Genomic DNA, 24,578 nt, shown 5'->3' on the forward strand with positions numbered 1-24,578 from the left:
CTTCGGAGTCATTACAATGCTGGAGGAACCAACATGCGGATCGGAGACTTTGATACCGGACGGGTCAAACACAGCCCGTTGTACCGCGACGCCAAGCTCGCAATGCTCACCCACCAGGTCCTTTATCACATGCAGCTAACGGAAACGGCGGTGAGCGGAGTGGAGCACGCATTGGTGCAGTTCGCCCAAGCCACTAAACACCCTGCCCACGACGCTGCTCGTCGCTCGCTCGCAGCTTTCCTTCATCTGGAGCCCGATCAAACCTTGGGGATGTGAACAGTGCCGACATGTCGGTTGATTCGGCAGACTGCGAATTGGTATTTGGGAGAGCTCGGCGATTCGCCGAACGACTAGCCCTAAGGGCCATCGTCGCTTACAACCTGCGACTTCACGGGCCACGAACACCAGCCGCAGGTGCGGACGGTGGCAAGCAAACCGACCGTCGCGGCCGCTGAAGGGAGTGCGCTCGACAGGACTGCATCACTGCTGCAGAAGCGATCAGTCGAAGTTCCCACTGCAGATAAATCTGCGCTCGCGGGCAGCCGTTCATCACACGGAACTAATTGTTTCCGCGCGTTGTGCCATCCGGGGCGAATCATGGCAAATGGGTCGGTTCTGATCGTTTTGAAACGAGCCAATGATACTGCTCGACCTACAGGACGCTCTCGAAGAAGCTGGCTTCCAGGTTTTGTGAGTAGCGCTGCGAAGCCCTGTCGACCTTTGATGCGGACCCGGGTTCGTACAGCGCTCTGATCTCGTACATACGGCTGGGTGATGGACGATCGGGTTGGGAAGTTGCCCGGCATGTGCGGCAATCCAATGCGACGATGGTATATCTAAGCGGGGACAGTGCCTCGCACTGGGGCGCGGAGGGCGTCCCAGAAAGCATCATGCACGAAGCCGTTTGCTTTGCCTCAGGTCATCACAGCCCTTTCCACGCTGCTCAACCAGCAACATCCGCAACCATCAAACGAACCAAGGGCGTAACAGGTTTTTGCCCGCGTGCAACCGATCTCTGGCAGCCAAACCGCTTGCGGCGGTGCCTCTCTCCTAATCCGGGTCGATACTTTGTCCGTTTTAGAGGGAGTAGCCCGGTGGCTCACCGACCAATACTGCCGACAGCCCACCCGAGCGAGATGGCCACGACGAACCCCAGCAGTATGGCCGTAAAGAACCACATGAGGCGTCCCTTCGCTCGTTGTGCGAGCATCAACGCGGCAAGCGATTTATAGTTGCAAATCCGCAGGAGCAGCGATCCGCTCGGGCGCTCGCCGACGCCGGGGACCCTCATATCCGGTCGTCGGTGTAGGAGTGGGTCTTGTTGGACTTAGTTTCCACCCGTGGCTGGACCGGTTCAGGTCGGATATGGATTGAGCGGTAATAGGCGCTGCCCACGAAAGCGAGGCATGGCTGGCCGAGAAGGAGATCAGCAAGGCGAAGGCGGTCACGAGCAAGAGATGGTCCCCTGTTGAGCCAGGCATAACCACCGCCGATCCTGTCCGTTCATTCACGGTCTGCTTGCTCCCGTGTTATCGTTACCGCGACGTTAAGAACGGCCGCGCACCTTGACAAGTTAGGCAGCCTACGGCTGGGCCAAACTCCTCTGCCGGCGGTTGGAACCTTTTCCAGCCGCGCGGATTGCTGTGCATGACAAAAACCCCTGAAGTTGCTCCACCCATTCTTCCCGAGACCAGCCCGGACCGACCTGTCAATTGCGAGGTCGCTCTGGAAACCGCATTCGCCGCCCTTGTCGCCACCTCCATCGCCCAAGGATGGACCCAGGAAGAGACGGCCGAAACGCTGCACAAGCTGGCCATGGAGCATCTCGAACAGCTCAAGATCATAGCAGCCTAATCGGTCCGGCGCGGCTCCGGAATTTCGACACGTCACATGTCGGATTATTTGCATTCAAATGAATTTCACGACGCTATAGATGCTGCCTCAACGTCTGGGAGGAGAGCATGGCTCCGCATGAGCAGCATGCCGTTGAAATCATCCGCGAGAAGAAATGGACCGTGCGTGTGACCGCCTATGGGAGCGTCATCACGTTTACTTTCGAATCTGAAGAGTACGCGCCCTCATACGCGGACGGGCAGGCGTTCCGCCTCGCCGTCGAGGTTGTCGAATTAAAGAAATGCGCCTAGCTACAGATCAGCGAACTTTTTCCCGCACTTCTTTTGGAAGGGGGATTTCGGAGGCAACGGCTTCACCGGGTCACCAGACTGCTGCGTCCTAGCCTGCGCATGCAATCGGCCGGCGCAGGATGCGGCATGCGGTCGTAATGGTCGCCAGCTGTCGTTGGGGCTGACAGGTCGCGATCGCCAGCGTGGGCACGATTTGCCGTGCGTTATCGGAATACTTCCTCTCAAATTAGGCTACGGTCATGGGACTTCATGGCCCTGGGGAGGGCTGTTTCCTTTTTTACCGGCTCACCAAAGTTCTGCCGTTCGAAGTCGCCGTCGACGCCACCGACAACCCGAGCCTTTCTAGGGGGAAAGTATGCCATTGCGGCCAAGGGGCTCACGGCGAGCATTGACGGCTAGTAGGCCAGCCCCCTCAGCATCTCAGCCCCGCGCCGGACTCGCCCGCCGAGACGAAGCGGCCATGCCTGTGCAACAAAGCCAGGCGAACCACGTTGCCCCTCAGGAGTGGAGGAATGAAGATGGCAGACGACAAGCGAAAGAGAGACTCTCGGGATCGGAACCGCGTCTCGGTCGAAGAAGACTACGAGGTGCGATATCTCTCTGGAAGTCCGGGGATTACGGCCCAGCAAGTCCGCGACCTGATTGAGCAACACGGTAATGACGCCGAAACGCTGGAACGCGAAGCGAAGAACTAAAGGCTCGCTGAGGCCAAGATGGCAAAGTACCAGGTGGAAGAGATCTACGTTGACACCGTCGTGTCGTCTCGCGTCGTCGTGGAGGACGATCCGATGAAAGCAGCCGAACAGGCTGCCGGGCAAAGAGTGTCCCCAAGGGCACTGCAGGAACATTGGTTCCGTGTGGTTGATGAAGAGCAAGCCGCCGTCTATGAATACAGCTTGGCCGCACGTGACGAGCATCCAGTTCGGTTGGAAGGCAAGGGCCGCTCCGGCCTTGGTCGGCCGATCCCCGGCAAGATTCGCGGGTCTGAACTCGCCGACGAGCACCAACCATTTCCAGATCAGTAGGGCCTGCGTCAAGCCTTCTGGGATGAGGTGCCTGGGCATGACCTGTTGGAGAAAGAGCCCGCACAGATCCTCAAGTTACCACCCCGAATCCAGTAAACCCACCGACCGGGCGTCGATGAAGTTTCTTCGCGACTTGGACGAGCCGGACGCAATAATTCTATATCGCAGAAAATCAGACCGTGACACAGGCACTCAATCGCGCGATCAACACGAAGCCTCCTTGAATGGTGCATGGTCATGAACGTCATCGCAGTGAGTCTCGTATCGCTCGTTCTGGCGATAGCGTGTGTTCTGGTCCACTACGAGGCGTTCAAAATGGTCGCGAGCTCTGCCCGTTCAGCCGAGGTCGGCGGGTTCCCCAGCCGAGGACGACTGCTGATCGTAATCTTCGGAGCGCTTGCGGCACATACCGTCGAGATTACGTTCTACGGGTTCGTCTTCTGGGGCCTCCATAGCTATCGGGTGTTCGGCGAAATCGTCGGAGAAATCTCCAATGGATGGGTCGACTTCCTGTATTTCTCCGTCACCAATTACACGACGCTGGGAGTTGGCGATATCAGGGCCGAGGGTCCGATCCGACTGATTGCCTCATCGGAGGCGCTCACTGGCCTGGTGCTGTTGAGCTGGACGGCCTCGTTCACCTACCTTTCCATGGAGAATTTTTGGAAGAGGAGGTAGCGCCGCGAGATCCCAGGCCCGTCTCGATATGAGGTCTTCTGAAATGACTAAGGAAGCTACGGCAGCGATCGCGGGCATGTTGCTTCGTGCCATTGGCGAGGAGCGGTTTAATGCCGTTTCTCATACTTACGGTCAGCGATGTTCTTTCCTTGCGCCTTCGCCGCCTTTGCGTGTCTGCCCGGTTGAGCGGGCGCGGGCCACTGCGGCCTCACAGGTCGACCTGATCTCTTCAACCTCGGTCGCGGTTAGAAGATCTATCCCGATGAAGCTGTTCTTGCCTGTACTCACCCGCACCAGCTCGTCAAGCTTAGCCTGTACCGCCGCCCCATCTCGGTTCTGCGTATTCTGGATGAGGAAAACCATCAGGAAGGTAATGATCGTCGTAGAGGTGTTGATGATTAGCTGCCAAGTTTCTGAAAAGGCGAGCACAGGTCCGTAGAAACCCCAGACCGCTATCAACGCAATGCAAAGGATGAATGTGATAGGCCGACCCACTCCTCGAGCAACGGCGTTGGCAATATTTCCGAACGACCTTTCCATTCAGCGTCACGGCCGAATCACAATGAAAGCCGCCGAGGCGGAAGACTTTGCGTCATTGCGCAGTCGCTTTTTTACTCGCCGCCGATTTGGGCTGACCAGATTGGCTTTTTGAAGCGGAATTCTTTGAGTGGGCTGCCATTGCGGGGGCGGCTCCGGTCTTCTTGACCGCGCTCGCCTTCGCACTTGATCGCTTCTTTGCAGTTGCGTTCTTAGGGTCGGCCTTCTTAGCAGGAGCCTTCTTAGCTGCCTTCTCGCTGGAGGAGAAAATGCCGGTGATGCTGTCGATGATGGACACTGCGCTACCCTCCATTTAACTTGACCATCAATGCGCAGCGGCAGGAAACGGTTCCATTCAGGGATCGGCAATCGCTGATCGGACGAGGCCGGCGGTGAGCGTGAAATCCGCTCGCCCGCGCGACGTTATACCGAGTTTCCCTCAAGATCGACCAGCGGCGGCGGGATGCGTTTGAAAGTTGTTCGAACAGCTCTCCGGCACAAAAAAAGCCCGACACCTTCGGCGGCGGGCGAGGTCTGCCAGTACGCTCGACCTTAACCACATCGGGCCAGGGATGTGCCGCCGCCGAGTACCTAGCTCGGTCGTGTACTAAGTACACTCGTCTGGCAGGCATTGGCTATGCGATAGGCATCTCTAATCGACCATTCGGCTCTGTTGGGGTCGCAACGCGCTGCTTGGTCGGGCACGCTTGCTCGATCAGCGGACAAGAGGTCCTCAAGGACCTCTTCCCAGATGCTCTTCGACAAGCGATGACACGCCTGCTGAAGGGCACGCGCATCTCATTTCTAGATGGTCAATCCAGTTCCCGTGTTGGACGCATGGAGCCGGACCGGAGAGCGATCAGTCGTCCTGCTGGATAACGACGGGCCGATTGTGGTGGTGACGGTGCACCGAGCGGGTGATGACGACGGTGTCACGGCGATGATGCCGATGGCGCCACGAGCGATGGCCGTTGTCATAGAACGCGTCCTGGCCGCGATGCCGGTGGTGAAGACGGTCACCTTCGTCGTTGTATATGATGGTGGTGCCATGGTGATGCCGGTGATGTGTTGAAACCACCACGTCAGCCTCGGCAGCAGAAGCGACCACCGGAGCCGCAAGCGAAAGAGCCAAAGCGCTTAAGATCAAAACCTTCATTTTGCTATTCCTGTATGCCTGAAATCCCTTCACGAAGGCAACGAGGCAGAGGTGTCTTTGTTCCTGCCTGACGCCCGGGTGCCGCATTGTTCCAATATTGGTGAGGGCCATTCCTCCCTAGCTGACAGGCGTTCATTCATACGCACCGTTTGGTCGGTCAGGTCACCCGCGCTGAGGCGCGAGAAAGATCACGCCACCGAAGCGGATGCTGGGACTGGAAGAGGTATGGAGGTAATCGCGGTTTGCAGCTTCAGCTTGCCGGGTCTGGCGGCGAGACGAGCGCTTCTTATCAGCCTGCGGCAGGCGAAGTGGGCGCGGGTGCGTTGCCGCCTTGGTTTTGCTCGGGGGCAACCTTAAGGGGTGTCGCTTGCCGCGAAGCGTTTGACAAGGGCGCAAATATAAAAAAGGCGAGAAGGCCTAGAAAAACGAGGGCGATCACGAAGACCGCCCAGCTCACGATCCGAGCTGTACCTCGCCGTTCCTGATTGCGTGAGAGATCGTTGGTCATTGGATATCCTTCCAGGATCCAATAGTCGGATCCGAATCGGCTCCCGAACTTCAATTAGGCGCTGATGTTCCTTTCGTTTGGGAACACCAAAACTATTTTCAGGGCTGATGCCAAAGCATCACTTGCCAAGGGAGAGAGCAGCGCGCCGCGCCGGCACGAGGTCGACGCGGGCTCCCTGCGGCAGCGGCTGCATGGAACAATTCATCAGGTTCAGATTTCTCGGAGCCCGTTGGCCATAGCCTGGAGAATGCTCCAAGGCGCATTGGACGGCCAATGGTGACAGCGCTGCTGCCGCCGCGAGCCTCCGCCAGCCAACTCCGCCTCACCTTGGATCGTCAACACGCCTGAATTGCGCCAGGTTGCCCGGTGTTCTTTCGGCGATTTGGATCGGCGCGCCAGTCCACTGCCAAACGGTCGTAGCTGGTGTGCGAAAGAACTGGATATGGCCACGGGTGCCCGCAACCTCTATGTGCGGCCATGACTCTGCGATGCTGTTCCGGTCAGTGCCGCAGGTCCGTATTGCCTGAGCAAGGACGAGGATCGTGTCATACCCTTCCAGAGCAACGAAGGAGGGCGCCTCGCCCAACGTCTCCCGCAGCGCCCTTTCGACGCGTGATCCTAGCGGGTTGAGGTGTCCGGGTCGGTAGCGCAGGAAGGGGATCGCAGCGCTATCTTTACCTAGCAATGTGGCCCATTCAGCGAATTCCGGTTGCCCAGCTGGAGCGCCGATCTTGATCGTGGACAGGCGGCCGTCATTGCGAACTGACTTCACGATTGAGATAGCTGGATCTGGCTGGCCTACCAGAAGAAGAAGGACTGTTGCGCCATGATCCATAAGTTGGTCGCACAACATTGAGGGGTCCAGCGAGCTCATACTGATGTCCGATAAGGTCGCGCCATTTGCTTGCAGGCGATCACGAAGAATGTGAACGCCAGATGCCCAATAGACACTCTGCTGCGATGCAACTGAGATCCGATCGTGGCCGGCGCGCGAGAGAAAGTCGGCATATATTTGCCAGCCGCGGGACTGCGGCGGGGCAAGACGTGCGACCCATTTCGTTGGTTTTTCCGTTAGCCTGTCGAGTACCGCCGACGAGCAGAGAAAGGGTAGGCCGAGCTCGTCGGCCCTGATAGCCGCCGCGCGAGCAACGACACTGTGATACTCTCCCGCTATCGCCACCACGCCCAAACGAGCCAGTTCATCCACTGCCGCGAAGGCCTTCTGTGGGTCGGCTGCGGTGTCTCGGACGAGCAGCTCAAGCGCCTTGCCGCCGACGCCACCAGCGCCATTGATTTCGCTAACAGCAAGCTGAAGGCCCGCAAGCAAATGTCTGCCTGCCTCAACCCAGCCGGGGCGAGTCAAAGGGACGAGTGCCCCGATTGTGGTCGTTTCTTCGCAGCCCGGACCAGTCGATCCCATTCAAAATCTCCTGGTTCCGCCGCTCGCCGGGTACCCAGCTACAGCGGATATGCGTCGACCGATAGAGACAGTCGGACCTACCTCCAACAATCTGTACCATCGCGACCACCGACACAGTCCCATTCGATGTCCGATGCGGCAGGTCTTGAGCGGACTGGCTGCCGGCCCGGCCTTTCCATTCTGCGCTACTTCCGATGTGCCAAGCGGTAGCGGGCCGCCTTGGCGCGGTTACCGCAACTGTCCATCGAGCACCAGCGCCTCGGTTTGGAGCGGCTGTCGTCGATGAAAAACCCGCCGCAATTGTCAGCCTCACATCGCCGGATGTCCTTTCCTGCGGGGAACAGCACCAGCATAGCAGCGGCCGCTGCTGAGCGGCGCAGCGGCAGGTATAGCCTTTCGTTTGCCGACGAGGATTGGAGGTTCAAGATGCCGCCAAGGCCAGCCGAGCCGCCCGCTTGCGCTATCGCTTTATGAAAGCTGCGCAGGGCAACGCGTTTTGAGGCGGCGTCATGGCCGAGGTTTTTCGCACAGACATTGAGCCACGATTTGAGGGCGGCGCGTAGCGTTAGCACCTCGAGATGCACATCGCGGGCGACGCGTGGGTAAGTCACGGCACGACGCTCGAGGACCCGCCCTTCATTTTCCGACAACAACAGGGCCGGAATGCAAAAGACCAACAGATCCTGATAGCTCGGTATGCAGTCGATCTCTGCTCCGTCGCGCCAGTGCAATGTGTTGGCAAGGTCAAGGGCGGGCGCACCACCCAACATTCGCATAGGGCCGCGCGGCGAGAGGTAGGTCCGGACAAATTCTGTTGATTCCATCATCGTCAATATGTAACCTGATAAGCAGTTACTCAAGAGGGCAGGGCGGGTCAAATGAAGAAGCCACTGTTGACGTTCTTGTCCTGGTTTGCGTTTGCAGTCACTGCCCACGCAAATGACGATGTCCTTTATCGCTCAAGCGTGATCGTCACCGGAGATCGCGAGGAAACGCGCGTCCCTGCCATCCCTGAGGGTTTCGCACTGGCAGCGCAAAAGCTGACCGGAAATCCCGACATCGTGCACAATCCGGCCTTCGCTTCGCTGGCGACCGGGGCGCCTGCCATGGTTTGGTCCTACACCTATCATGACCGCATGTTCGGCAGGCCAATTCACGACGAGCAGGGCACACGCGATCGGCCTTTCGATCTCACGTTCCAGTTCGACCGCAAGCGAATGGACCATGCGATGGCGCTGCTGGGTGAGAGACCATGGTTGGGGCCGCGCCCAAAGCTGGCGCTGGTCATCGAGGTTACCGATATGGCGCGTAGCTATGTACTCGCCGCCGATGGCGTCCACGGGTCGGACCTGCGCGAAAGCTTTGAAGATGCTTCGGTGCGATTCGCGATACCGATCATATTTCCGAAGGAGGCCGATCTATCGGCGCTCGCGCTGGATAACGTCGATGCAATACCTGATGGGAGCCTGGCCAGACTGAAATCCAGATTGGGAGCTGACGCGATCTTGGTCGGGCACCTCGATTGGGAAACCAACGAGCCGGGCTGGCATGCGGTTTGGCGCCTCCCACTCGTTACAGAAGGTAAAAAGTGGGAGGTTTCCGGCGTAAATTTCGATGCTGCCTTCCGCAACGCAATTGGAGGTGCCGCCAAGCGCATGCGACCGCCCAATTAGGGCGGGGTGCCATGACATTGCGGGAGGTCGCATGGCCCACTCGCCCAACTCGCACCGCCAGCTGCTGCTGTGAAGCGTCCTCGCCTGCGAATCCCGGCTGAGTGGCTATGCCATTTGTCAGGTTCACTCCCAATCCTGAGGAGCTTGCGCAAAGCGGCTCCTGTAGTCGCTTGGGGCAACCCCGAGCGATCTCATGAAAGCCCGCCGCAAAGTCTCAGGATCGCCGAATCCAACCTCATGTGCGATCTGCTGGACAGATTGGCGGCTGGTCTCCAGAAGGTCTCGTGCGGCCTCAACGCGTAGAGCCTCGACGGCTCGTCCTGGGGGCTGTCCATTTTCCTTAGAGTAGACGCGGGCAAAGTTCCGCGGGCTCATGGCCATGAAGGATGACAGTGCCGGGACGGACAGATCGGCGCCAGGATTTTGCCTGATCCAAGCATGCAGACGGTCGAAGCGGCCGACGCGGTCTCTGATTTGTTGACGAAGCGCAGTGCTGAATTGCGATTGTCCGCCGGGCCGTTTGAGGTACAGGACCAACTCCCGTGCGATTGCCAAGGCTGTCGTGTGGCCGAGATCTTCCTCAACCATCGCCAGCGCCATGTCGATGCCGGCGCTTACCCCTGCCGATGTCCAGACGGCCCCGCATCGTACGAAAATTGGATCTGGCCTGACGTCGATCGCGGGAAATCGCTCTGCAAGTTCGGTGCAACGCTCCCAATGGGTCGTGGCGCGTCGGCCATCCAACAGGCCGCACTCGGCCAGAATGAACGCTCCCAGACAAATGGAGCCAAGCCGACGCACGTCTTTTGCTTGTCTGATCAACCAACCCCGAAGAGGACGGGATTTTGCGGCTTCTAAGGCCGTCGCCCCACCTGAAATCAGGAGTGTGTCGATCGAGAGCTCACGGCAGTGATCGAAACTGACGGTGTGGAGAGCAATGCCCGCATCCGTCTCGATCGGCCCGCCTCGTTGCGAAACAAGGATGGTACGAAACGCGGGTTCTCCGCTTGCTCGCTTGGCGTCATTGAAAACTTGCAGCGGGCCGGTGACATCGAGAAGCTTCGTGCGATCGAATACCAGAAAGGCGATCAGTCGTTCGCGGTGCGCGTTGGCAGAATGCGAGGTCATAATGGCATTTATGCCACGAGAACCTTGTGCGATCCAGACGGCGAGGAAAGAGATATGGTCCATGCTCGAGATCAGGCCCAATTGCGAATGGTGCGACCGCGATCTGCCCCCGGGCAGTTCGGAGGCTCGAATCTGCAGCTACGAGTGCACCTATTGTGCAGAGTGCGTTTCGACGGTCCTGCACGACGTTTGCCCGACTTGCGGCGGAAATTTTTCAGCAAGGCCGATCCGGCCCAGGCGTGAATGGCGCGCGGGCTCTTGTCTCGGGCTTGAGCACGATCCAGCGAGCAGCCGACGAACACACTCGAAGTGGACAGCAGAGCAGGTTGCAGATCTCGCGAGGCGCCTGCACGACGTGGCGCCGGAGGGCCGATAAGAGAAAATCCAAACACAGAAGAGATATAGCAATGGCTAAATTCCACGACTACACCTGCCGCATAGGATGGACCGGCAATCGCGGCGCCGGCACCAGAACGTATCGGGGCTACGACCGGACATGGGATATAACTACGATTGGAAAGCCTGTGATAAAGTGCTCCAATGACCCGCTGCTTGGGGGCAATCCGGCGCTACCCAATCCCGAAGATCTCCTTCTCGCATCCGTTTCGGCCTGCCACATGCTTTGGTACCTGCATCTGGCGAGTGACGCGGGAATTGTCGTCCACTCTTATACTGATCAACCCGTGGGCCATGGCGAGAGCGAGCCAAACGGAGCCGGGCGTTTCGTGGGCGCCACATTGCGGCCCAGGATCGAGGTCGAAAGCGGCATCGATCTCGACGAGGCTGCAGCCATCCATCATCGAATTCATGAGATTTGCTACATCGCGCGTTCCGTCAATTTCCCAATTCGTGTTGAGGCCGATTACCGAAAATTGTGAACGAGAGAACGGCACCCGCAGCGTGCGGTCTCATCCTCCGACTGCAAATGCATTGATGTTCAGGCGGCTCGGCCGCCCAACGCCGCCCAGCGCCATGGTGCCGGTCCGACGGTGGCAAGGACCAAACGCCGCTAGCGAAGCGGGAGATCGGGTGCCACCGGAAGCGAACGCTTGTGAGTGGTGCTTAAATACGCATCAAGGATACGCTTCCGCGCCGCTTCGTCGATTTCCTTACCTTCGAGGAAATCGTCAATCTGATCATATGTTACTCCATACGCATCTTCGTCAGGACGAAGCGGCACGAGGTTCTCCAAATCTGCGGTCGGCACCTTGTTGACGAGTTGCGGCGGAGCGCCCAGATGCGCCGCCAGCGCGCGCACCCGGCGTTTGTTTAGCCCGGCAAGGGGAAGGATGTCGGCGGCGCCGTCGCCAAACTTGGTGAAGAAGCCCATCATTGCCTCGGCCGCATGATCGGTACCAATGACCAGCCCTCGTCTGGCAGCGGCGAGTGTGAATTGGGCGATCATGCGCTGACGGGCCTTTATGTTGCCCAGCAAGAAATCTTCCCGACGAGCATTGCCGAGCTCCACGCCAGCCGACCTGATCGAGTCGAGCATCGCGTCGGCCGCCGGTTTGATGTCGAGCCTGTGCGCTTCGTCAGCTCCGATGGTCTCGAGTGCTCGCTGAGCGTCCTTCTCATCGGCCTGCGTCCCATACGGCAGCCTAACAGCAAGGAATTTGGCGTCGTATCCTGCCCTCCGCAGTTCGCTTACGGCCTGTTGAGCCAGAAGTGCCGCCGCGAGCGAATCCACACCGCCGCTTATGCCTAGCACGTACGTGCAGAGGCCGGCTGCACGCAGGTACCCGCTTAGAAAGTCGATGCGTCGGCGTGCCTCCGCGGCGGCATCGAAACTCGCAGCGACGCGCAAGGCGCTGATGATCGCTTCTTGTTGTGTCATATCCCTTTCTGCTCCCGCTGTTCAAAGAATGAAACGTCGTTGGTGCCGATTCCGGCGACCCGGTCTGCGCCTGCGTGGGAAAACCGGAAAGCGTTTTGGCCATGCCGTCAGACCAGGGCGCGCTTGATCTTCCCAAGCGTTCCGCCGCGGATACCGACCCATATGGTGCGGTATCCGCGAGTCTCTCTCGGCGAATGACAGACACCGTAGTCGCAGTTCCTAAGCTGCCTCGGCAGCGACGTTCACGGCTGACTCGGCGAGCTGCGTAAGGGCTTCGTCGGTGTCCTTTTCCTCGCCAAGGGTAAGCTCGAGAAGCTTAACCGCTTCGGCCATGCCGAGCTCGCTAGCCCAGGTCCGCAACGTACCATAGCGGGAGATTTCATAGTGCTCTACTGCCTGAGCCGCCGCAAGGAGACCAGCATCGAGAGCCTGAGAGCCCTTGTAGTCGTCCATGATTTCGGCGCCCTCCTCGGTGATGCCCATATGGCGGCACAGGTCTTGCCCTGGGGCTTCTTGCCTAGGGCTTCGAATATTTTCTCCAAGCGCGCGACGTGCTCCTGGGTCTGGCCGCGGTGCTTTTCGAAAGCTGCCTTGAGGTCAGGGCTTTGCGCTGCCTTTGCCATCTTGGGAAGGGTTGCCAGGATCTTCTTCTCGGCGAAATAGATGTCCAAATGCAGCGATGAGTTCTCGGACTGGATCCTATAAGAAGCCGGCCTTTCTGAAGCCGGAGAGGAAGAGTTCAAATGATGACGGGTCTGCGAAGGGAAGGTGGGCAAGGTAGCCAAGCGAGAGGTCCGGTTGCCGGCTCAGTGTGGCCTCGACTGCGACATGGGCGTTTTCAATCTCGCCCAGATGTGCGTAGGCCGCCGCAAGAAAGGCATGGATGAAGAACTGGTCGCCGGCCTTCCGATAAGCGTCGATGGCCTCGGCATATCGGCCGAGCAGGAAGAGCGCGCTGCCCTTCACCTCCCAGAACCAGACCGGGGGCAACGGGTCGAGCAGTATGGCCCTTTCGAGGACCGCCAAGGACTGCTGAGGCTGGCCGCCGTAGTTGAGCCAGCTCGCATAGTCTCCGGCAATGTTGACGTCGTGCGGATTGAGCGTACGGGCCTGCTGGAAATGCAGTCCGGCATCCCCATGCTGGCGCATATGTACAAGCACAAGACCCATGCTCTGGTTACAGATGCCGTCATTCCGGTCGAGCAGGAGCGCCGTGCGCGCAGACTGCAAGGCTCTTTGCAGCGTACGATGATCGTGGTCATACCAGAAGCGCGCAACCAGGCACTGCGCCAGATAGGCATGACCTTGAGCAAAAGCCGGATCGAGTTCGGCGCTCCGGGCGAACATGGATTCGCCCTTGTCCATTTCATACTGATGGTAGTGCGCGCGACCCTGCAAGTAGTAGTCGTAGGCGGCCCAATCGACCGGCGGCGTTCGCCGCGAGCGGTTAGTCGCATCTGCCTCGGCAGCGCCTTGGACGGTTGCAGCCACAAGGGCCGCCACCTCCTCCTGAACCGAAAAGATGTCCTCAAGCGCCCTGTCGTAGCGTTGAGCCCACAAATGGAAGCCGCTGGGCCCGTCGATCAGTTGCGCCGTGATCCGGATGCGGTCCCCCAGCCGTCGTACGCTGCCCTCGACGACGTAGCGCGCGCCGAGTTGCCGGTGGACTTCCGCAGGGTCCGGCGCTGGTCCACGAAACTGAAAAGATGAATTGCGCGCGATCACCACGAGCGACCGGTATCGCGCCAGTTCGGTGATGATATCCTCGGTAATGCCGTCGCTCAGATAGTGTTGGCCCTGATCGCCGCTCAAATTGGCGAAGGGCAGCACGGCAATGGTGGGTTTGCCGGACGGCGCGATCCGTCGCTGCACTGAACCTTCCACGCGCTCGACAGGCGCGGTGAAACGGTAGCCGACGCGAGGCACGGTGGCGATCCAGTCGCCACCTTGGTCGGTAGGGCCGAGCGCCTTCCTCAGCGTCGCAATCTGGACGGTGAGATTGCTTTCCTCGACCGCCAGACCCGGCCAGGCAGCTTCCATCAGCTCGGCCTTGGTCAGGATGTCGCCGGACCGCGCTGCAAGCGTGGCGAGCAGCGTGATGCCGCGATGCCCGATGGAGATCGGTAGCTCTTGCCGCAGGAGCGTCCCCTTCTCAGGGTCGAGCACGAACGGACCAAAGGCGAGGTGAACCCGTTGCATCACGCCATATTAGACGTTTCGGAATTTTTCGGAACAGTTTCGGCCGCGCTTTAGTACGCAGGTCCGCTGATCCGCCAAAGTAGCGTCATCGATTCTAGCAGCACCAAGAAAGGACGAGCCAAATGAGCACGCAGCTTTCTCTTACCTCAAGATTCTACCAGTCTCTCTGGAGCGAACAGCCGACGTGGACGACTGGACCGGCATCGGTCTGGGCGAGACTCATCGCCCTGCGCGGGCTGGTCGCGGTCTGGCGCGAGCGCATGTTCTATCGCGAGGAGCTGAAGCGACTGGCGGAAGATGGGCCTCAGCGGATCGACGACGTCGGTCTCACCCTGGCAGCCGTCGAGGCGGAACTCCAAAAGCCGTTCTGGCAGGCGTGATTTGCATCCATAATTTCACTGCCATTTCGAGCATCGGATTATGGCACGCATTCTCTGCTATGATCGACAAGGCGACGGCCAACCTGCGCGCCATTCAGATCGTGCTCGGGCATACCAAGATCGAGAATACAGTGCGGTATTTGGGCGTCGATATCGAAGACGCTTTGCTCTTAGCAGAACGAACTGAAATCTGACGCCGTAGGGGTCATTCGTGTACGGCGGATGACCTCTTCGCGGGACGGTATTGTTGTGCTGCTAGTTCGGGCTGGGGGTGGGAAACGGGCTCCCAGGTTTCGGGCTGCGAGGCCGCGAAAGCCTCCTTTCACCGAGTCATCGACCTTCGACCGCAATGCGACCAATTCCGGTCATGAATACCAGCCGGTATATTGCGCCATAACCGGACATTGGTCCAACGGGCTCGCGGTCGGCTCCTTAGCTGAGACCTGCAACGCGGAGCCCTGTGATGTATAGTGCTCGGTCTTCGGCCCGTACCATGGGGTAATATTTCTCGACCCATTCCACGCACAGCGACGGCTGCAGCCGTCTCGCTTCGGTGAGAGCTCGAGCGGCGGAAGCGTGATCGCCTGACATACCGGCCGCCGCGGCCAATGTTCGCCAAGCCGTTCCGAAGTGAGGACGAAGCTTTACCGCTCGGCTTTCAAGCAGCGCGGATTCGGCGAAGTTGCGAGCCACGAACTGGCACATGCCCTTGATCGAAAGGTTCGCTGCTTGGGTGAAGTCGCGCGGGCTCAGCCGCTCCGCCAGCGCTAGATGGTGCAGGCCGTCATCGGGCATGCCTCCGTAGCCGTAGGTCGATCCTAACATCATGTGGGCGATCGCGAGGCTTGGGTTGAGGGCGATCGCCTCCGTCAGCGCTTCCACTGCCTGGGTGAAGTGCCGCGCCACCATGCACGCAAAACCGGCAGCGAAGTGTGTCCACGGGTCTTCGGGCTCGCGCCGGATCGCCCGCTCCGCCATCTCGAGGGCGGCTGGCAGGTGCGTGGCCTGCGCGTCCAGACCGAGCAGCACCCGGGTGGTTAGCATCAGTGCCAGCAGACAGTTGGCGCGCGGATAGTCGGGGTCGAGATCCGTGGCCTGCTTCAGCAGTCCCTCGGCGGCATCGATCTCGGCCGCCGATCCCCACGTCCAGACATAGGGCATCGCCTTCATGACGAACCCCCAGGCATCCAGATTGCCCGGCGAGCGGCCCTGGAAGCGCTGGTGCTCAGCCGCATAAAGTCTCGGCTCGATGGCACCGATAACGCTGTCGACGATCTGGTCCTGGAGCTCGAAGAAATCGGCCAGTTGAACGTCGTAGCGCTCGGCCCAGACTTGGCGGCCGCTGGGGGTATCGCTGAGCTCGGCGCCTATCCTGAGCCTTTGGCCCGAGCGGCGCACGCTTCCATCGAGGACGTAGCGCACACCGAGCTCGCGCCCGACCTGCGTCACGTCAACGACCTTCCCCCGGTAGCTGAACGAAGAATTTCGCGCGGATACGAAGAGCCAGCGCAGCCGTGAGATGCGGGTGATTATGTCTTCCGCCAGCCCATCGGCGAAATATTGCTGCTCGATGTCGTCGCTAAGGTTGGCGAATGGTAGCACGGCTATCGAAGGACCGGGTTCCGACGGGCTGCGTGCTGCTGTCGCGTCGTCCAATTTTTCTATCTCGCCGGCAAAGCGGTAGCCGATCCGTGGAATCGTCGCGATCCACTCAATTCCGTCGGATCCCGGGCCTAGGAGTTTCCTGGGACACGCGATCTGGACGGATAAGTTGCTCTCCTCAACCGATATTCCAGGCCAGGCAATGTCCATCAGATCGGTCTTGGCCAGAACCTCACCGGCATGTCTAACCAGCTATATCAGAGTCATGCGGCCTTCAAACACTTGGTCTTGCTAAACTATTTTAGCTAATTGCTAAAGGAGGTGCGCCGTGGATGGCGTTGGCCGTTCTAATCCGCAACATCTTGCTCTGGTCGGCGATCTCTCTTCGTTGATACCAAGCCCGTTTGAATATCGGCCGCGCCGCGCAATCTTGTTAATCGAAGCGTTATTACTCGGGTGGCGGCTCTGAGGCCGTCTGAATCCAAGCTCTCGACACAAATAGTGGGTACCGGGAACGATTTAAGTTCTTCCTCGACAAGATTAATGTGGTGGATTTGATCAAGACTGCTCTGCAGATCAAGATCGAGGAACTTCTGAATGATCCCGAGAGTACGCCGGCGTTCCCTCAACCGCACCTCTAGAATTCGCCTTGGCGCCCGCAATCGGACAAGAAGGTCCGGTTTGGGCAGAAGCTCGAGAGCACGCGACACTCTTTCACGATCCGTGATGTCGCTGAACAAAGCCAGTGAGGATACGAATTGAACCATACCTTGGTCAAAAATTGAGATCTTTTGATTAGACGCCATTGCGGCGCGCCAAGCTTGCAAAAGAGCCTCAAGATGCCAGTTCAGACGAGCTGCCCACATCTCGTTCTTGGGTGGGAGAATCTCAAACAGTTCTCCGAGAGAATGCTGTCCAATCCACTTTGAATGAACGCCAGAAACCAGTTTAAAGGCGGCTCTTCTAACCGGGTGTGCACGGTCAGCGATATGCAAAAGAACGGGCTGGCCCTGACCTCGCAGATCGCGTGCCAACTCGGACGCCAAGGTGGTCTTACCAGCGCCGGAGGGCCCAAATAGCTCCAAGATCATCTTTTAATCCAGACTGAGGGGAGCCGTCCGATAGTAATCTTAGCCGACGAACCAGGAAATGCGTCATCCGTACGAATGACCGTGTCGTGAGTAAGATCGGCGCGCCGCCGCCGAAAGGTCTCACGAAGGAAAAGGCCGAATGGCTAAGGCCGGGCCTCGTCGGCCGCGTGAAGTTCCTGAAGGGCGAGGAGAAGCTACGTTACGCCAAGCTGCTCGATTTCCGGGATAAGCAATAGCCAACGCGTGCCAGCCGGGAACTTAGGGCACCCATCGCACTTATCGCCGAATGAGCACACGCGGCGTGGATTTCCTCTATCGCTGGATGAGCGAAAATATACCCGAACATGCTTCCGTCGATCCGGGCCTGATCGCTCATCTTGCCGATCAGGCCATGGCCGACGCGATCAAGGCTGGTATCCGGCCGCGTGAGATAGATGAGGAGGTCGACAGCGTCTTCGCCGTAATAGCGGAGGCTGTCAGCAATCATGAGGGTGGCGCGATCGAATAGCGGTCCCGAAGTAGACTATTGCTTTTCGGGTCCCTATCTCTGGTGCATGTGCGGACGAGTTTTCGTAAAGACCACAATCCCCGACATGGTTCGCCGGTTCGAATCGCCCATCCTGGCGAGGTCGAACGGCTTGGCAACAGCTTTCCTCTCTGGAACGGTGCTCCGAGCCTGACCTACCCGATCATCATCCGTGAAGAGCTGTCGACCAGCATGGCCGGCTTTATGTCGGCGCGCTGGGGCCTGGCCCCGGGATGGGCTCGGGAAGGTGACGGCCGCCCGCCGCCGGTCAACGCCCGCTGCGAGACCATTGCCAGTAATGGCTTGTTCCGCAAGGCTTACAATACGCGCCGCTGCTTGGTGCCCGTCGACGGCTATTTCGAATGGCAGAAGCTCGACGCGTCGGGGAAGAAGAAGCAGCCCTATGCTATCGCTATGAAGTCTGATGACCCCTTCGCCATGGCCGGCATATGGGAAGAGTATGCCGACAAGCTTACGGGCGAACTTGTGCGGACCTTTGCCATCGCCACCTGCGAGCCCAACGATCTGATGGCGACCATCCACGACCGCATGCCGGTGATCCTGGCGCCGGCCGAGTACATGCGCTGGCTTGGGCCGGAGCAGGACCCTCGCGAGCTGATGAAGCCCGTTCCGTCCGATCTAATGAAGATGTGGCCGATCGACAGCAAGGTCGGATCTCCGCGCAACAACACGCCCGACATCATTGATGAGATCGGTCGCGGGCCTACTGATCTGTTTGACGTCTAGGTTCCGGGCTTTGGAGGCCGCTGCCACGACACATAGGGCATCTGATCGTAGACCCTTTGCAGCCGGTTCGGTGCACTCCCGTCGGGCAACACGTGCCGTTTGAGCTCAGCCACTTTGCGCATTGAAAAACCTTGCCGGCGCCGAGACATTGCCGACACCCGAACTTCCTAAATCCTGCCAAGTACCACCTGCCCACCTACCTGAGACGGCGAGAACGTCAGGGGCATAAAATAGTTTCACCGGCTAATCCACGTCCGAGATTTTGCCGTTCGTGAGGTGCGTCTCGATTTTGCTGAGCGCCTTCCGAATGACGTCGACAGCCTGCAAGTTGACTGCGAAGTCGAAATTGCCTTCCGCCGTCTCGAAAATCAGGACGCCGATCTTCGTTTCGTCGTCCCTCAGCATGCCGATGCCAATTCCTGTGGGCATATACGGTGGTCTATCTGCCATGGTTTCCTCCTTCAGAGATAGCGCTCCCCATCATCTCGGTGCTCGAAACAGAACCAATGCGGATCCTGGCGAGGCCGAGCAAAGCCGAACCCTCCGCGCTTCGCGCAACCTGTGCGCTCGCACATGTGCCTTAGCACTCTGGCGCGCTCGCGCGGCACGGGCGTTATGCCGTCGGGAAGCCTGGTCGGTTCGTCGCTCATCTGCGGAAAGATTCCATAAGACTGCTTGACGGGCAAGGAATTTGTTCCTTTTCTGTTCTCATGGCGCATGATCCGATCGACACGCTGGGGAAGGCGACCCGGCACAATATGCTTGTGAAGGTGGAATGCAGTTGCGGCAATGTCCGTTACTGCAGATCGGCCGATCTCATGATGGTCTATGGCGGCGGCGTTGATCCTTTGAAGCTGAAATTCGACTGCAACCGGTGCAAGCCATCGATCAAGATCACGCTCCTTGAAGTCCATCCGGAGCACCTTCCGAAGCGTCTGATGATCCACAAGCCGATGAAGGTGGACGGCAAGATCACCTGGTACACCGAAAGGTTCAGGGGATGAGCGGTTCTTTCTCGGAGCGTTGCAAAGATGCCCGCCGGGTACCTCTGCAACCTACCTGGCGGGCCTAGGCCGTTACCTGTGGCAAGCCTTCACAACCCGTCGCGGCCCGCTAAGGTGGCCGCCGCCGACTCCGCCAAGAAGTAAGCCTGCGCAATACGCCCCGGGCCCTGTTAGCGTCCGGGTGTTTGCGAGAAGAGGGCAGCTCTTGAGATGTACCCAGCTACCATCCGGAATTTGAAGTCGCGAAGCCGGACGAAGGCCCGGTTGCAAAAGAACGATCGAACCGACATTGTGACCGTGAGTAGGCAGGGAAGACCCTGCTTGAAACAGTCAACGGGCAAGGCACGACCTTTTGTGCCGACAGAAATTCACGTCAGCACATTCGCAGACGGAGATGACACGCTCGGAATCCTGTCTGTCCAAACCACCGCAGGTCTGCTGGAGAACGCGTTAGACAAACAAGCCGCTGAAAGCATTGGAGCCGCCGTCAACGAGATAAGGTCGAAGCTGGGCCCTTACCTTTGTTCGTCACCGCTTGCGACACGCTCGGCGATAGCGAACGCTCCTCCAGAACGGTCGCTATGACGATGCGCGTGGCCGTGGAGAAAGTGCTTACCCAGGGCCGATACGAGGTCCGTGGCAACCACATCGATTATTGGGATGACACCGGCTTCACAGCCGATGGTGAGTTCAGAGATGGAGTCCTCTACCATGCTGGCATCGTGCTCTATCGACGTCGTAAAATTCCGCGTTAGCGGCGTTCACCCGGGCGCGGAGCGTCGGGCCGAGCGCCCTATCCCGAAGGAAGAGTAGAATGCAGCTCGTTATTCTGGCAGATTGGTGCCATAGCAACGATGGAACGCCTCAGGTACGTAGGGCCGCCATTCCGACAGCACTATGCGTCAGTAGGAATTGACCAGGCAGTCAAGCGATCTCCTCAAACTCGAATCCGCCAATGGTCATTCCCCCGTCGACAATCAGCATCTGGCCGAAAACATAGCTTGAGGCGCCTGAGCACAGCCAAACGGCCGCTTCGGCAATTTCGCTCGGCCTACCGCCTCGTTTGGCAGGAATGGCGTTCGTCGTCTGTGCCGCAAAGGATGAATTTTGGGCGCTTGCCGTTACGACCATTGGGGTCTCGGTCCACCCCGGCGCCAAGGCGTTCACTCGAATCCCGTGTGCGGCGTTCTCCATCGCCGCGACCCGCGTCAGCCCATGAACACCATGTTTCGACGCCGCATAGGCACACATCCCGCCTGGGCCAGTCAGTGCCGCAACGGAGGCAGTGTTGCAGATCACACCGCCGCCACCGCGCTTTAGAAGCGGAAGCTCATGCTTCATGCAGAGAAAGACGCTGCGCAGGTTGGTGCGCAAGACTCTGTCGAAATCATCCGTGGGATAGTCTTCGATCCGATGCGCGCCGCCTGTGATCCGGCGAGCTTGATGACGGCAAGCGATTATTACGATGAGATTAGCGCTGCCCGGAAAGGGGTGTGCTGGGTCCTTTACGACAGCGACAATGTTGTCCTTCAGGTAGCGCTGGGTGCTATCGCATTGCGTAGCAAGCGGGCAAATGAGTTTCTCGCCTGGCTGTTGTCCCCCAGCTTTGCAACGCGAACTCGCGTGTCGCTTTTTCATCCCGATGTCATTGCAAAGACGAAGTCTGACGGTCGCTTCATGGCAACCAGAGATGATTTTTTTTCGCCCTCGCCAGTGCGGTATGACGTCGTGCGCGTGATGAACGCCCTTGGGACGAGGAACTTTCCTCGTCTTCAAATCGAACGCGCGGTAACCGCCGTGGCAAAGACGGTTGTCGATGGCGGTTTGCTGGTTTTCGGTCGAAGTGCCGATGAACTCGATGGCAGGTCACAGGCCACGATATTCCAGCGACTCCAAAATGAGTTCATAGCTGTTGCGGATATGGCGGGCGGTTACGAATTGAGGGATTTCGTGTTGAAACTGCAAGCTGACGCTTAATGGGGAAGGCCGTTTCTTGCTTTATCACTCGCGCATGCTGGCCGCCGCCGTGCCTGACACCCCAGCCCAACCTAAGCGAGCCTCAGCCTTGAGAAAACGATTGGAACAAAAAGAGATCAAACGCATTCCCTAGGCTACGACAGGAGATTGCAATGGAAGACTTGCGCGCAAAAACCGATGCAAACGTCGAGAAAGATCCTGACCAATGGGTGAGTGGTGGCGACCCGATGACGCCGTCCCAGGCGTCCTATCTGAAAACCCTGTGTGAGCAGGCTGAGGATCAGGAAAGCTTTGCAGACAACCTCAGCAAGGCAGAGGCGTCTAAGCGCATAGATGCACTGAGGGCAAAGCTGAAACTTTAAGCACCGGCTCGGGCGCTCTATCGTTACTAAACTTGACCTTCCGTCTCGCGCGATGGAGCGGTCGCGATTGCCAAGCCGTTCCTGATATTGCTGGCAATCGCGGGAACTTTTGGCAGGGCGAGACCTTCTCCATGTTCGAAACCACAGGAGGAACGAGTGGCCAATCTAGGAAGACTTGCGATCGCTATGCTGGGGGTTTTGGCTTATCAAAACCGCGACAAGATCGCGGAGGCGATCCGCGGAGCGGGAGAGCGCGATCCCAATAATCCGCAAGGCGGGATACTGGACCAGGTGTCGAAGGGCCTATCCGGCACCGCGCTGGGCGATATTCTTGACCGCTTTAGAAATGCAGGTGCCGGGTCGAAGGTGGACTCCTGGGTTGGCACTGGGCCGAACCAGCCGATCGAGGCGCACGAGGTGGAAACGGCGATTGACGCTCAGACACTGGAAGCACTTTCCCGCCAGACCGGCCTCTCGCGCGAGGAGCTGATTGCAAGGATTACCAGGGATTTGCCCGATGCGGTTAACCAGATGACCCCCGACGGCACCCTCCCAGCAGACCACCGAACAAAAGTCCCAGACCAGCCCAACCTGCTCGACGACGTGCCTTCCCGGCCGATACAAAGCTAATTCCACATGACGGAAGCGGACTGGAGAGGTGCGAAACCGAGGAGATTGGATCGAGCGAGCAATGGCAGCCGGAAAGTAGGGACAAGCGAAACGCCTATTGTGGATCGCCAGACTGCGAGGGCAATCGCCGAGCTCGACCTCTTGGCAGTGCTGCTTGATTCGCGCTGGCGAATCCCGGGAACGCCAATTCGGTTCGGACTGGATGCTCTGGTAGGCCTGGTGCCTGTGCTGGGCGATACAGCAACCGGGTTGATCTCGGCTTACATTGTGCTGCGAGCCCGCAAATGCGGCGCTGGGAAGCTGTTGGTTGCTCGGATGGTGGCCAATGTGCTGTTTGATACCGTCTTGGGAAGCGTGCCCGTCCTCGGATCGATCTTCGATGTTTACTACAAGTCGAACAACCGCAACATCCGCCTGCTTCGTGGCCATCTAAGCCGTCAGGTTGCTGAACGGTAGTTCGCAGGGCATCACCCATGCGGCGTTCGCGACCGGGAAGCGGCCGGTGTTGGCCGGAGACGATGCCGTTGCCGCCAACTTGGAATGTTTCATCCAGCCGCACTCTCGGAACTGGCTGCGGAATCTGCGCCACCTTTGTCGATGTGGGTTCAATGAGTTCGGCAAAATCGGTGAAGACCGATCTTCGTTGCGCCGCTGGCAAATCTGCGCAGCGATCAGGTGATCGGTAAGGTCGATTCCGACAAAGACAGCCAGCGCTTTGCTGAGGTGATCGGAGCTATGCCGCTTTTGCGCCCGATGCCTAGGAACCATGAACCGACCTGCTGGTTTGGACAGCACGCCGGGTGGTCGGCGTGGCAGTTAATGGAGAAACCCAATGACACGAGCATTCACGACTACAGTATTGGCGGCCGCGTTCGCTATGCTCGCCCCGTCCGCCTTTGCGCAATCGGCGGATGTTCCCAAGCCCGCATCACCAGCCCAGGATCGGACGGCGGACGAAGCCGGACAGAACCAGCAAGCAATGCGTCAAATGATGCGCGAGATGATGGATGAGATGCTGCAGGAAAAAACAGCAAGGGATCGAGACCCCGAGGCAGATTGGCGACACAGGGGCCCAAGGCTTCAGGACGACGAGATGAGCGATCGTGATACGGGACGTATGAAGCACGGCCGCAGGGCGGGAGCCGATATGATGCAGGGTGCCAAAATGAGGATCATGTTCGCCATCATGGACACCGACGGTGATGGTACACTGTCGCGGACGGAGGTTCAGGATTTCATTGGGCGAATTTTCAACGCTGTCGACGAGGACGGCGATGAAAGCGTCGACATGCAGGAACTCCAATCCTTTTTCCGTCCCGGAGGAGACCAGGACCGACGTTAGCACCGACAGGTTGTACCTCGGCCTGCTCGACGTCTGAAGCTAGGGCCCACAGGAGATGGCTCGGAGCACGGTATTTGGCTCCCCACCGTCTCATGCTCCGCCGATACTCGGTAGGATCAACGGGGTAAAGACCTGCGCAGAGCTCGCACGAGGCTGGACGGCTGTGCCCGTCGACGACCATAGGCCAAGCATTCCAAAGAAGTGGCTCTAGGCAAGCATTGCGAGGTTTAGGGGCAAACATGCATCTGGTCCAGATTCTGCTACCTCGCGCCGACAACGCAGGAAAGCCCTTCGCCAAGCAAGAGTTTGATCGTGTGAAGGAGGAGCTCGCGCTCCGCTTCGACGGTGTCACCGCGTATTTGCGCGCGCCTGCGGAAGGTGTGTGGAGGCAGGGAGCAGACGAGATCGTCATCTTCGAGGTTATGACTCACGAAGTCGATCTGCCCGATTGGCAAAGGCGGCGTTCGGAATTGGAGCGGCGGTTCCGCCAGGAGCAGGTTGTGATTCGATATCTGCCGATGGCTTTGGTCTAGCGCCTGCGGCAATGGTGTGGCCCAGACGATGACCGAGTGCATGCCGCTTCACGTCTGAGGTATACTGCAAGGCAGCTTC

General features: G+C 58.9%; 31 protein-coding genes and 4 pseudogenes. 21 read left to right on the top strand and 14 right to left on the bottom strand.

Annotated elements, in window-relative coordinates; all coding sequences use genetic code 11:
* Window positions 1–33: 33 nt before the first annotated feature.
* The 6 genes from FJ943_RS14145 to FJ943_RS14175 all read left to right on the top strand — a co-directional run bounded on the left by FJ943_RS14145 (window position 34) and on the right by FJ943_RS14175 (window position 3,847).
* Window positions 34–276 carry a hypothetical protein gene (locus FJ943_RS14145; protein WP_140619114.1) on the top strand — a complete coding sequence of 81 codons (243 nt, stop codon included), beginning with the start codon at window positions 34–36 and terminating at the stop codon, window positions 274–276.
* 1,371 nt (window positions 277–1,647) lie between these two features.
* On the top strand, window positions 1,648–1,854 hold the full coding sequence (locus FJ943_RS14155) for a hypothetical protein (RefSeq protein WP_140722261.1): 207 nt from the start codon (window positions 1,648–1,650) through the stop codon (window positions 1,852–1,854).
* A 107-nt stretch (window positions 1,855–1,961) separates the two neighbouring features.
* Window positions 1,962–2,144, top strand: a complete 183-nt coding sequence (locus tag FJ943_RS14160; protein WP_140722264.1) for a hypothetical protein — start codon at window positions 1,962–1,964, stop codon at window positions 2,142–2,144.
* Between the two features lie 512 nt (window positions 2,145–2,656).
* Window positions 2,657–2,839, top strand: coding sequence for a DUF3606 domain-containing protein (locus FJ943_RS14165; protein ID WP_318011836.1), 183 nt, complete (start codon window positions 2,657–2,659; stop codon window positions 2,837–2,839).
* A gap of 18 nt (window positions 2,840–2,857) precedes the next feature.
* Window positions 2,858–3,169 (top strand): hypothetical protein, encoded by a 312-nt coding sequence (locus FJ943_RS14170; RefSeq protein ID WP_140661330.1) that lies wholly within the window; start codon window positions 2,858–2,860, stop codon window positions 3,167–3,169.
* Window positions 3,170–3,406: 237 nt separating this feature from the next.
* Window positions 3,407–3,847 carry a two pore domain potassium channel family protein gene (locus FJ943_RS14175; protein ID WP_181171415.1) on the top strand — a complete coding sequence of 147 codons (441 nt, stop codon included), beginning with the start codon at window positions 3,407–3,409 and terminating at the stop codon, window positions 3,845–3,847.
* Window positions 3,848–3,979: 132 nt separating this feature from the next.
* Here the strand turns inward: FJ943_RS14175 and FJ943_RS14180 are convergent, their stop codons facing one another.
* The 5 genes from FJ943_RS14180 to FJ943_RS29820 form a co-directional block, all read right to left on the bottom strand.
* Window positions 3,980–4,387 (bottom strand): low affinity iron permease family protein, encoded by a 408-nt coding sequence (locus tag FJ943_RS14180; RefSeq protein ID WP_140619124.1) that lies wholly within the window; start codon window positions 4,385–4,387, stop codon window positions 3,980–3,982.
* A gap of 52 nt (window positions 4,388–4,439) precedes the next feature.
* Window positions 4,440–4,682, bottom strand: a complete 243-nt coding sequence (locus tag FJ943_RS14185; RefSeq protein ID WP_210241311.1) for a hypothetical protein — start codon at window positions 4,680–4,682, stop codon at window positions 4,440–4,442.
* A gap of 561 nt (window positions 4,683–5,243) precedes the next feature.
* Window positions 5,244–5,540, bottom strand: coding sequence for a hypothetical protein (locus FJ943_RS14190; protein ID WP_140619126.1), 297 nt, complete (start codon window positions 5,538–5,540; stop codon window positions 5,244–5,246).
* Between the two features lie 830 nt (window positions 5,541–6,370).
* The gene (locus FJ943_RS14200; RefSeq protein WP_140722267.1) at window positions 6,371–7,468 is read right to left on the bottom strand and encodes an ABC transporter substrate-binding protein; all 1,098 of its coding nucleotides are present in this window, start codon (window positions 7,466–7,468) and stop codon (window positions 6,371–6,373) included.
* Window positions 7,469–7,653: 185 nt separating this feature from the next.
* Entirely contained in the window at window positions 7,654–8,295 is a 642-nt protein-coding gene (locus tag FJ943_RS29820; RefSeq protein WP_210242367.1) for a CGNR zinc finger domain-containing protein, read from the bottom strand.
* Between the two features lie 51 nt (window positions 8,296–8,346).
* Here FJ943_RS29820 and FJ943_RS14210 point away from each other — a divergent pair, with 51 nt between their 5' ends.
* Window positions 8,347–9,141: a DUF2066 domain-containing protein gene (locus tag FJ943_RS14210; protein WP_140716135.1), complete on the top strand. Its 795-nt coding sequence runs from the start codon at window positions 8,347–8,349 to the stop codon at window positions 9,139–9,141.
* Window positions 9,142–9,264: 123 nt separating this feature from the next.
* Here FJ943_RS14210 and FJ943_RS14215 read toward each other — a convergent pair whose 3' ends face one another.
* Window positions 9,265–10,332, bottom strand: a complete 1,068-nt coding sequence (locus FJ943_RS14215) for a GlxA family transcriptional regulator (RefSeq protein ID WP_224720318.1) — start codon at window positions 10,330–10,332, stop codon at window positions 9,265–9,267.
* Here FJ943_RS14215 and FJ943_RS14220 point away from each other — a divergent pair.
* Both FJ943_RS14220 and FJ943_RS14225 read left to right on the top strand, forming a co-directional pair.
* Complete coding sequence (locus FJ943_RS14220; protein WP_140619134.1) at window positions 10,331–10,645, top strand: DUF1272 domain-containing protein; 315 nt, start codon at window positions 10,331–10,333, stop codon at window positions 10,643–10,645. The genes FJ943_RS14215 and FJ943_RS14220 overlap by 2 nt on opposite strands.
* Window positions 10,646–10,676: 31 nt before the next feature.
* On the top strand, window positions 10,677–11,147 hold the full coding sequence (locus FJ943_RS14225; RefSeq protein ID WP_140619136.1) for an OsmC family protein: 471 nt from the start codon (window positions 10,677–10,679) through the stop codon (window positions 11,145–11,147).
* 131 nt (window positions 11,148–11,278) lie between these two features.
* On the opposite strand, the gene nadE is transcribed toward FJ943_RS14225, so the two are convergent.
* The 3 genes and pseudogenes from nadE to FJ943_RS14240 all read right to left on the bottom strand — a co-directional run bounded on the left by nadE (window position 11,279) and on the right by FJ943_RS14240 (window position 14,305).
* The gene (nadE, locus tag FJ943_RS14230; protein WP_140661328.1) at window positions 11,279–12,106 is read right to left on the bottom strand and encodes an ammonia-dependent NAD(+) synthetase; all 828 of its coding nucleotides are present in this window, start codon (window positions 12,104–12,106) and stop codon (window positions 11,279–11,281) included.
* A gap of 219 nt (window positions 12,107–12,325) precedes the next feature.
* Window positions 12,326–12,804, bottom strand: a pseudogene (locus tag FJ943_RS14235) (DUF892 family protein).
* 1 nt (window position 12,805) lies between these two features.
* Window positions 12,806–14,305 (bottom strand): winged helix-turn-helix domain-containing tetratricopeptide repeat protein, encoded by a 1,500-nt coding sequence (locus tag FJ943_RS14240; protein ID WP_140722270.1) that lies wholly within the window; start codon window positions 14,303–14,305, stop codon window positions 12,806–12,808.
* 122 nt (window positions 14,306–14,427) lie between these two features.
* Here FJ943_RS14240 and FJ943_RS14245 point away from each other — a divergent pair, with 122 nt between their 5' ends.
* Both FJ943_RS14245 and FJ943_RS30155 read left to right on the top strand, forming a co-directional pair.
* Complete coding sequence (locus tag FJ943_RS14245; protein WP_140716133.1) at window positions 14,428–14,685, top strand: hypothetical protein; 258 nt, start codon at window positions 14,428–14,430, stop codon at window positions 14,683–14,685.
* A 74-nt stretch (window positions 14,686–14,759) separates the two neighbouring features.
* Window positions 14,760–14,879, top strand: a pseudogene (locus FJ943_RS30155) (integrase); the annotation flags it as partial.
* Window positions 14,880–15,117: 238 nt separating this feature from the next.
* Here the strand turns inward: FJ943_RS30155 and FJ943_RS14250 are convergent.
* Window positions 15,118–16,497: a tetratricopeptide repeat protein gene (locus FJ943_RS14250; protein ID WP_140722273.1), complete on the bottom strand. Its 1,380-nt coding sequence runs from the start codon at window positions 16,495–16,497 to the stop codon at window positions 15,118–15,120.
* A 137-nt stretch (window positions 16,498–16,634) separates the two neighbouring features.
* Complete coding sequence (locus FJ943_RS14255) at window positions 16,635–17,321, bottom strand: hypothetical protein (RefSeq protein ID WP_246671872.1); 687 nt, start codon at window positions 17,319–17,321, stop codon at window positions 16,635–16,637.
* Window positions 17,322–17,464: 143 nt separating this feature from the next.
* Here FJ943_RS14255 and FJ943_RS29635 point away from each other — a divergent pair, with 143 nt between their 5' ends.
* The 3 genes and pseudogenes from FJ943_RS29635 to FJ943_RS14265 all read left to right on the top strand — a co-directional run bounded on the left by FJ943_RS29635 (window position 17,465) and on the right by FJ943_RS14265 (window position 18,651).
* Complete coding sequence (locus FJ943_RS29635; RefSeq protein WP_181166477.1) at window positions 17,465–17,614, top strand: hypothetical protein; 150 nt, start codon at window positions 17,465–17,467, stop codon at window positions 17,612–17,614.
* Window positions 17,615–17,664: 50 nt separating this feature from the next.
* Window positions 17,665–17,886 (top strand): DUF768 domain-containing protein, encoded by a 222-nt coding sequence (locus FJ943_RS14260; RefSeq protein WP_140620249.1) that lies wholly within the window; start codon window positions 17,665–17,667, stop codon window positions 17,884–17,886.
* Window positions 17,887–17,932: 46 nt separating this feature from the next.
* Window positions 17,933–18,651 (top strand): annotated as a pseudogene (locus tag FJ943_RS14265) (SOS response-associated peptidase).
* 243 nt (window positions 18,652–18,894) lie between these two features.
* On the opposite strand, the gene FJ943_RS14270 reads toward FJ943_RS14265, so the two are convergent.
* Both FJ943_RS14270 and FJ943_RS29640 read right to left on the bottom strand, forming a co-directional pair.
* Window positions 18,895–19,101: a hypothetical protein gene (locus FJ943_RS14270; protein WP_140620253.1), complete on the bottom strand. Its 207-nt coding sequence runs from the start codon at window positions 19,099–19,101 to the stop codon at window positions 18,895–18,897.
* Between the two features lie 11 nt (window positions 19,102–19,112).
* Complete coding sequence (locus FJ943_RS29640) at window positions 19,113–19,565, bottom strand: hypothetical protein (RefSeq protein WP_181174565.1); 453 nt, start codon at window positions 19,563–19,565, stop codon at window positions 19,113–19,115.
* Window positions 19,566–20,217: 652 nt separating this feature from the next.
* Here FJ943_RS29640 and FJ943_RS14290 point away from each other — a divergent pair.
* Window positions 20,218–20,410 (top strand): annotated as a pseudogene (locus FJ943_RS14290) (Atu4866 domain-containing protein); the annotation flags it as partial.
* A gap of 169 nt (window positions 20,411–20,579) precedes the next feature.
* Here FJ943_RS14290 and FJ943_RS29970 read toward each other — a convergent pair.
* Window positions 20,580–21,029: an SDR family oxidoreductase gene (locus FJ943_RS29970; protein WP_246671873.1), complete on the bottom strand. Its 450-nt coding sequence runs from the start codon at window positions 21,027–21,029 to the stop codon at window positions 20,580–20,582.
* Here FJ943_RS29970 and FJ943_RS29975 point away from each other — a divergent pair.
* The 6 genes from FJ943_RS29975 (at window position 20,988) to FJ943_RS14325 (ending at window position 24,499) form a co-directional block, all read left to right on the top strand.
* Window positions 20,988–21,632 (top strand): hypothetical protein, encoded by a 645-nt coding sequence (locus FJ943_RS29975; protein ID WP_181174566.1) that lies wholly within the window; start codon window positions 20,988–20,990, stop codon window positions 21,630–21,632. The two genes, FJ943_RS29970 and FJ943_RS29975, sit on opposite strands and share 42 nt — an antisense overlap.
* A 152-nt stretch (window positions 21,633–21,784) precedes the next feature.
* Window positions 21,785–21,994 (top strand): DUF3072 domain-containing protein, encoded by a 210-nt coding sequence (locus FJ943_RS14305; protein ID WP_140716119.1) that lies wholly within the window; start codon window positions 21,785–21,787, stop codon window positions 21,992–21,994.
* Between the two features lie 156 nt (window positions 21,995–22,150).
* Window positions 22,151–22,624, top strand: a complete 474-nt coding sequence (locus FJ943_RS14310) for a YidB family protein (RefSeq protein WP_140716117.1) — start codon at window positions 22,151–22,153, stop codon at window positions 22,622–22,624.
* A gap of 6 nt (window positions 22,625–22,630) precedes the next feature.
* Window positions 22,631–23,080: a DUF4112 domain-containing protein gene (locus tag FJ943_RS14315; RefSeq protein ID WP_140722285.1), complete on the top strand. Its 450-nt coding sequence runs from the start codon at window positions 22,631–22,633 to the stop codon at window positions 23,078–23,080.
* A 376-nt stretch (window positions 23,081–23,456) separates the two neighbouring features.
* Entirely contained in the window at window positions 23,457–23,966 is a 510-nt protein-coding gene (locus FJ943_RS14320; protein WP_140722288.1) for an EF-hand domain-containing protein, read from the top strand.
* Window positions 23,967–24,205: 239 nt separating this feature from the next.
* Window positions 24,206–24,499, top strand: a complete 294-nt coding sequence (locus tag FJ943_RS14325; protein WP_015316681.1) for a hypothetical protein — start codon at window positions 24,206–24,208, stop codon at window positions 24,497–24,499.
* Window positions 24,500–24,578: the final 79 nt, after the last annotated feature.

The sequence above is a fragment of the Mesorhizobium sp. B2-3-10 genome (assembly GCF_006442275.1).
Classification (GTDB): Bacteria; Pseudomonadota; Alphaproteobacteria; order Rhizobiales; family Rhizobiaceae; genus Mesorhizobium; species Mesorhizobium australicum.

Bases quoted from the DNA above. Each gene is read 5' to 3' on its own strand.
- FJ943_RS14220 (WP_140619134.1), top strand. From the start codon at position 10,331: ATGCTCGAGATCAGGCCCAATTGCGAATGGTGCGACCGCGATCTGCCC.
- FJ943_RS14215 (WP_224720318.1), bottom strand. From the start codon at position 10,332: ATGGACCATATCTCTTTCCTCGCCGTCTGGATCGCACAAGGTTCTCGT.
- FJ943_RS14225 (WP_140619136.1), top strand. From the start codon at position 10,677: ATGGCTAAATTCCACGACTACACCTGCCGCATAGGATGGACCGGCAAT.
- FJ943_RS29975 (WP_181174566.1), top strand. From the start codon at position 20,988: ATGCTTCATGCAGAGAAAGACGCTGCGCAGGTTGGTGCGCAAGACTCT.
- FJ943_RS14165 (WP_318011836.1), top strand. From the start codon at position 2,657: ATGAAGATGGCAGACGACAAGCGAAAGAGAGACTCTCGGGATCGGAAC.
- FJ943_RS14270 (WP_140620253.1), bottom strand. From the start codon at position 19,101: ATGGCAGATAGACCACCGTATATGCCCACAGGAATTGGCATCGGCATG.
- FJ943_RS14160 (WP_140722264.1), top strand. From the start codon at position 1,962: ATGGCTCCGCATGAGCAGCATGCCGTTGAAATCATCCGCGAGAAGAAA.
- FJ943_RS14210 (WP_140716135.1), top strand. From the start codon at position 8,347: ATGAAGAAGCCACTGTTGACGTTCTTGTCCTGGTTTGCGTTTGCAGTC.
- FJ943_RS14180 (WP_140619124.1), bottom strand. From the start codon at position 4,387: ATGGAAAGGTCGTTCGGAAATATTGCCAACGCCGTTGCTCGAGGAGTG.
- FJ943_RS14305 (WP_140716119.1), top strand. From the start codon at position 21,785: ATGGAAGACTTGCGCGCAAAAACCGATGCAAACGTCGAGAAAGATCCT.
- FJ943_RS29640 (WP_181174565.1), bottom strand. From the start codon at position 19,565: ATGGACTTCAAGGAGCGTGATCTTGATCGATGGCTTGCACCGGTTGCA.
- FJ943_RS14245 (WP_140716133.1), top strand. From the start codon at position 14,428: ATGAGCACGCAGCTTTCTCTTACCTCAAGATTCTACCAGTCTCTCTGG.
- FJ943_RS14200 (WP_140722267.1), bottom strand. From the start codon at position 7,468: ATGGGATCGACTGGTCCGGGCTGCGAAGAAACGACCACAATCGGGGCA.
- nadE (WP_140661328.1), bottom strand. From the start codon at position 12,106: ATGACACAACAAGAAGCGATCATCAGCGCCTTGCGCGTCGCTGCGAGT.
- FJ943_RS14145 (WP_140619114.1), top strand. From the start codon at position 34: ATGCGGATCGGAGACTTTGATACCGGACGGGTCAAACACAGCCCGTTG.
- FJ943_RS14190 (WP_140619126.1), bottom strand. From the start codon at position 5,540: ATGAAGGTTTTGATCTTAAGCGCTTTGGCTCTTTCGCTTGCGGCTCCG.
- FJ943_RS14260 (WP_140620249.1), top strand. From the start codon at position 17,665: ATGAGCACACGCGGCGTGGATTTCCTCTATCGCTGGATGAGCGAAAAT.
- FJ943_RS14240 (WP_140722270.1), bottom strand. From the start codon at position 14,305: ATGCAACGGGTTCACCTCGCCTTTGGTCCGTTCGTGCTCGACCCTGAG.
- FJ943_RS14155 (WP_140722261.1), top strand. From the start codon at position 1,648: ATGACAAAAACCCCTGAAGTTGCTCCACCCATTCTTCCCGAGACCAGC.
- FJ943_RS14320 (WP_140722288.1), top strand. From the start codon at position 23,457: ATGACACGAGCATTCACGACTACAGTATTGGCGGCCGCGTTCGCTATG.
- FJ943_RS14325 (WP_015316681.1), top strand. From the start codon at position 24,206: ATGCATCTGGTCCAGATTCTGCTACCTCGCGCCGACAACGCAGGAAAG.
- FJ943_RS14175 (WP_181171415.1), top strand. From the start codon at position 3,407: ATGAACGTCATCGCAGTGAGTCTCGTATCGCTCGTTCTGGCGATAGCG.
- FJ943_RS14315 (WP_140722285.1), top strand. From the start codon at position 22,631: ATGACGGAAGCGGACTGGAGAGGTGCGAAACCGAGGAGATTGGATCGA.
- FJ943_RS14250 (WP_140722273.1), bottom strand. From the start codon at position 16,497: ATGGACATTGCCTGGCCTGGAATATCGGTTGAGGAGAGCAACTTATCC.
- FJ943_RS14170 (WP_140661330.1), top strand. From the start codon at position 2,858: ATGGCAAAGTACCAGGTGGAAGAGATCTACGTTGACACCGTCGTGTCG.
- FJ943_RS29820 (WP_210242367.1), bottom strand. From the start codon at position 8,295: ATGATGGAATCAACAGAATTTGTCCGGACCTACCTCTCGCCGCGCGGC.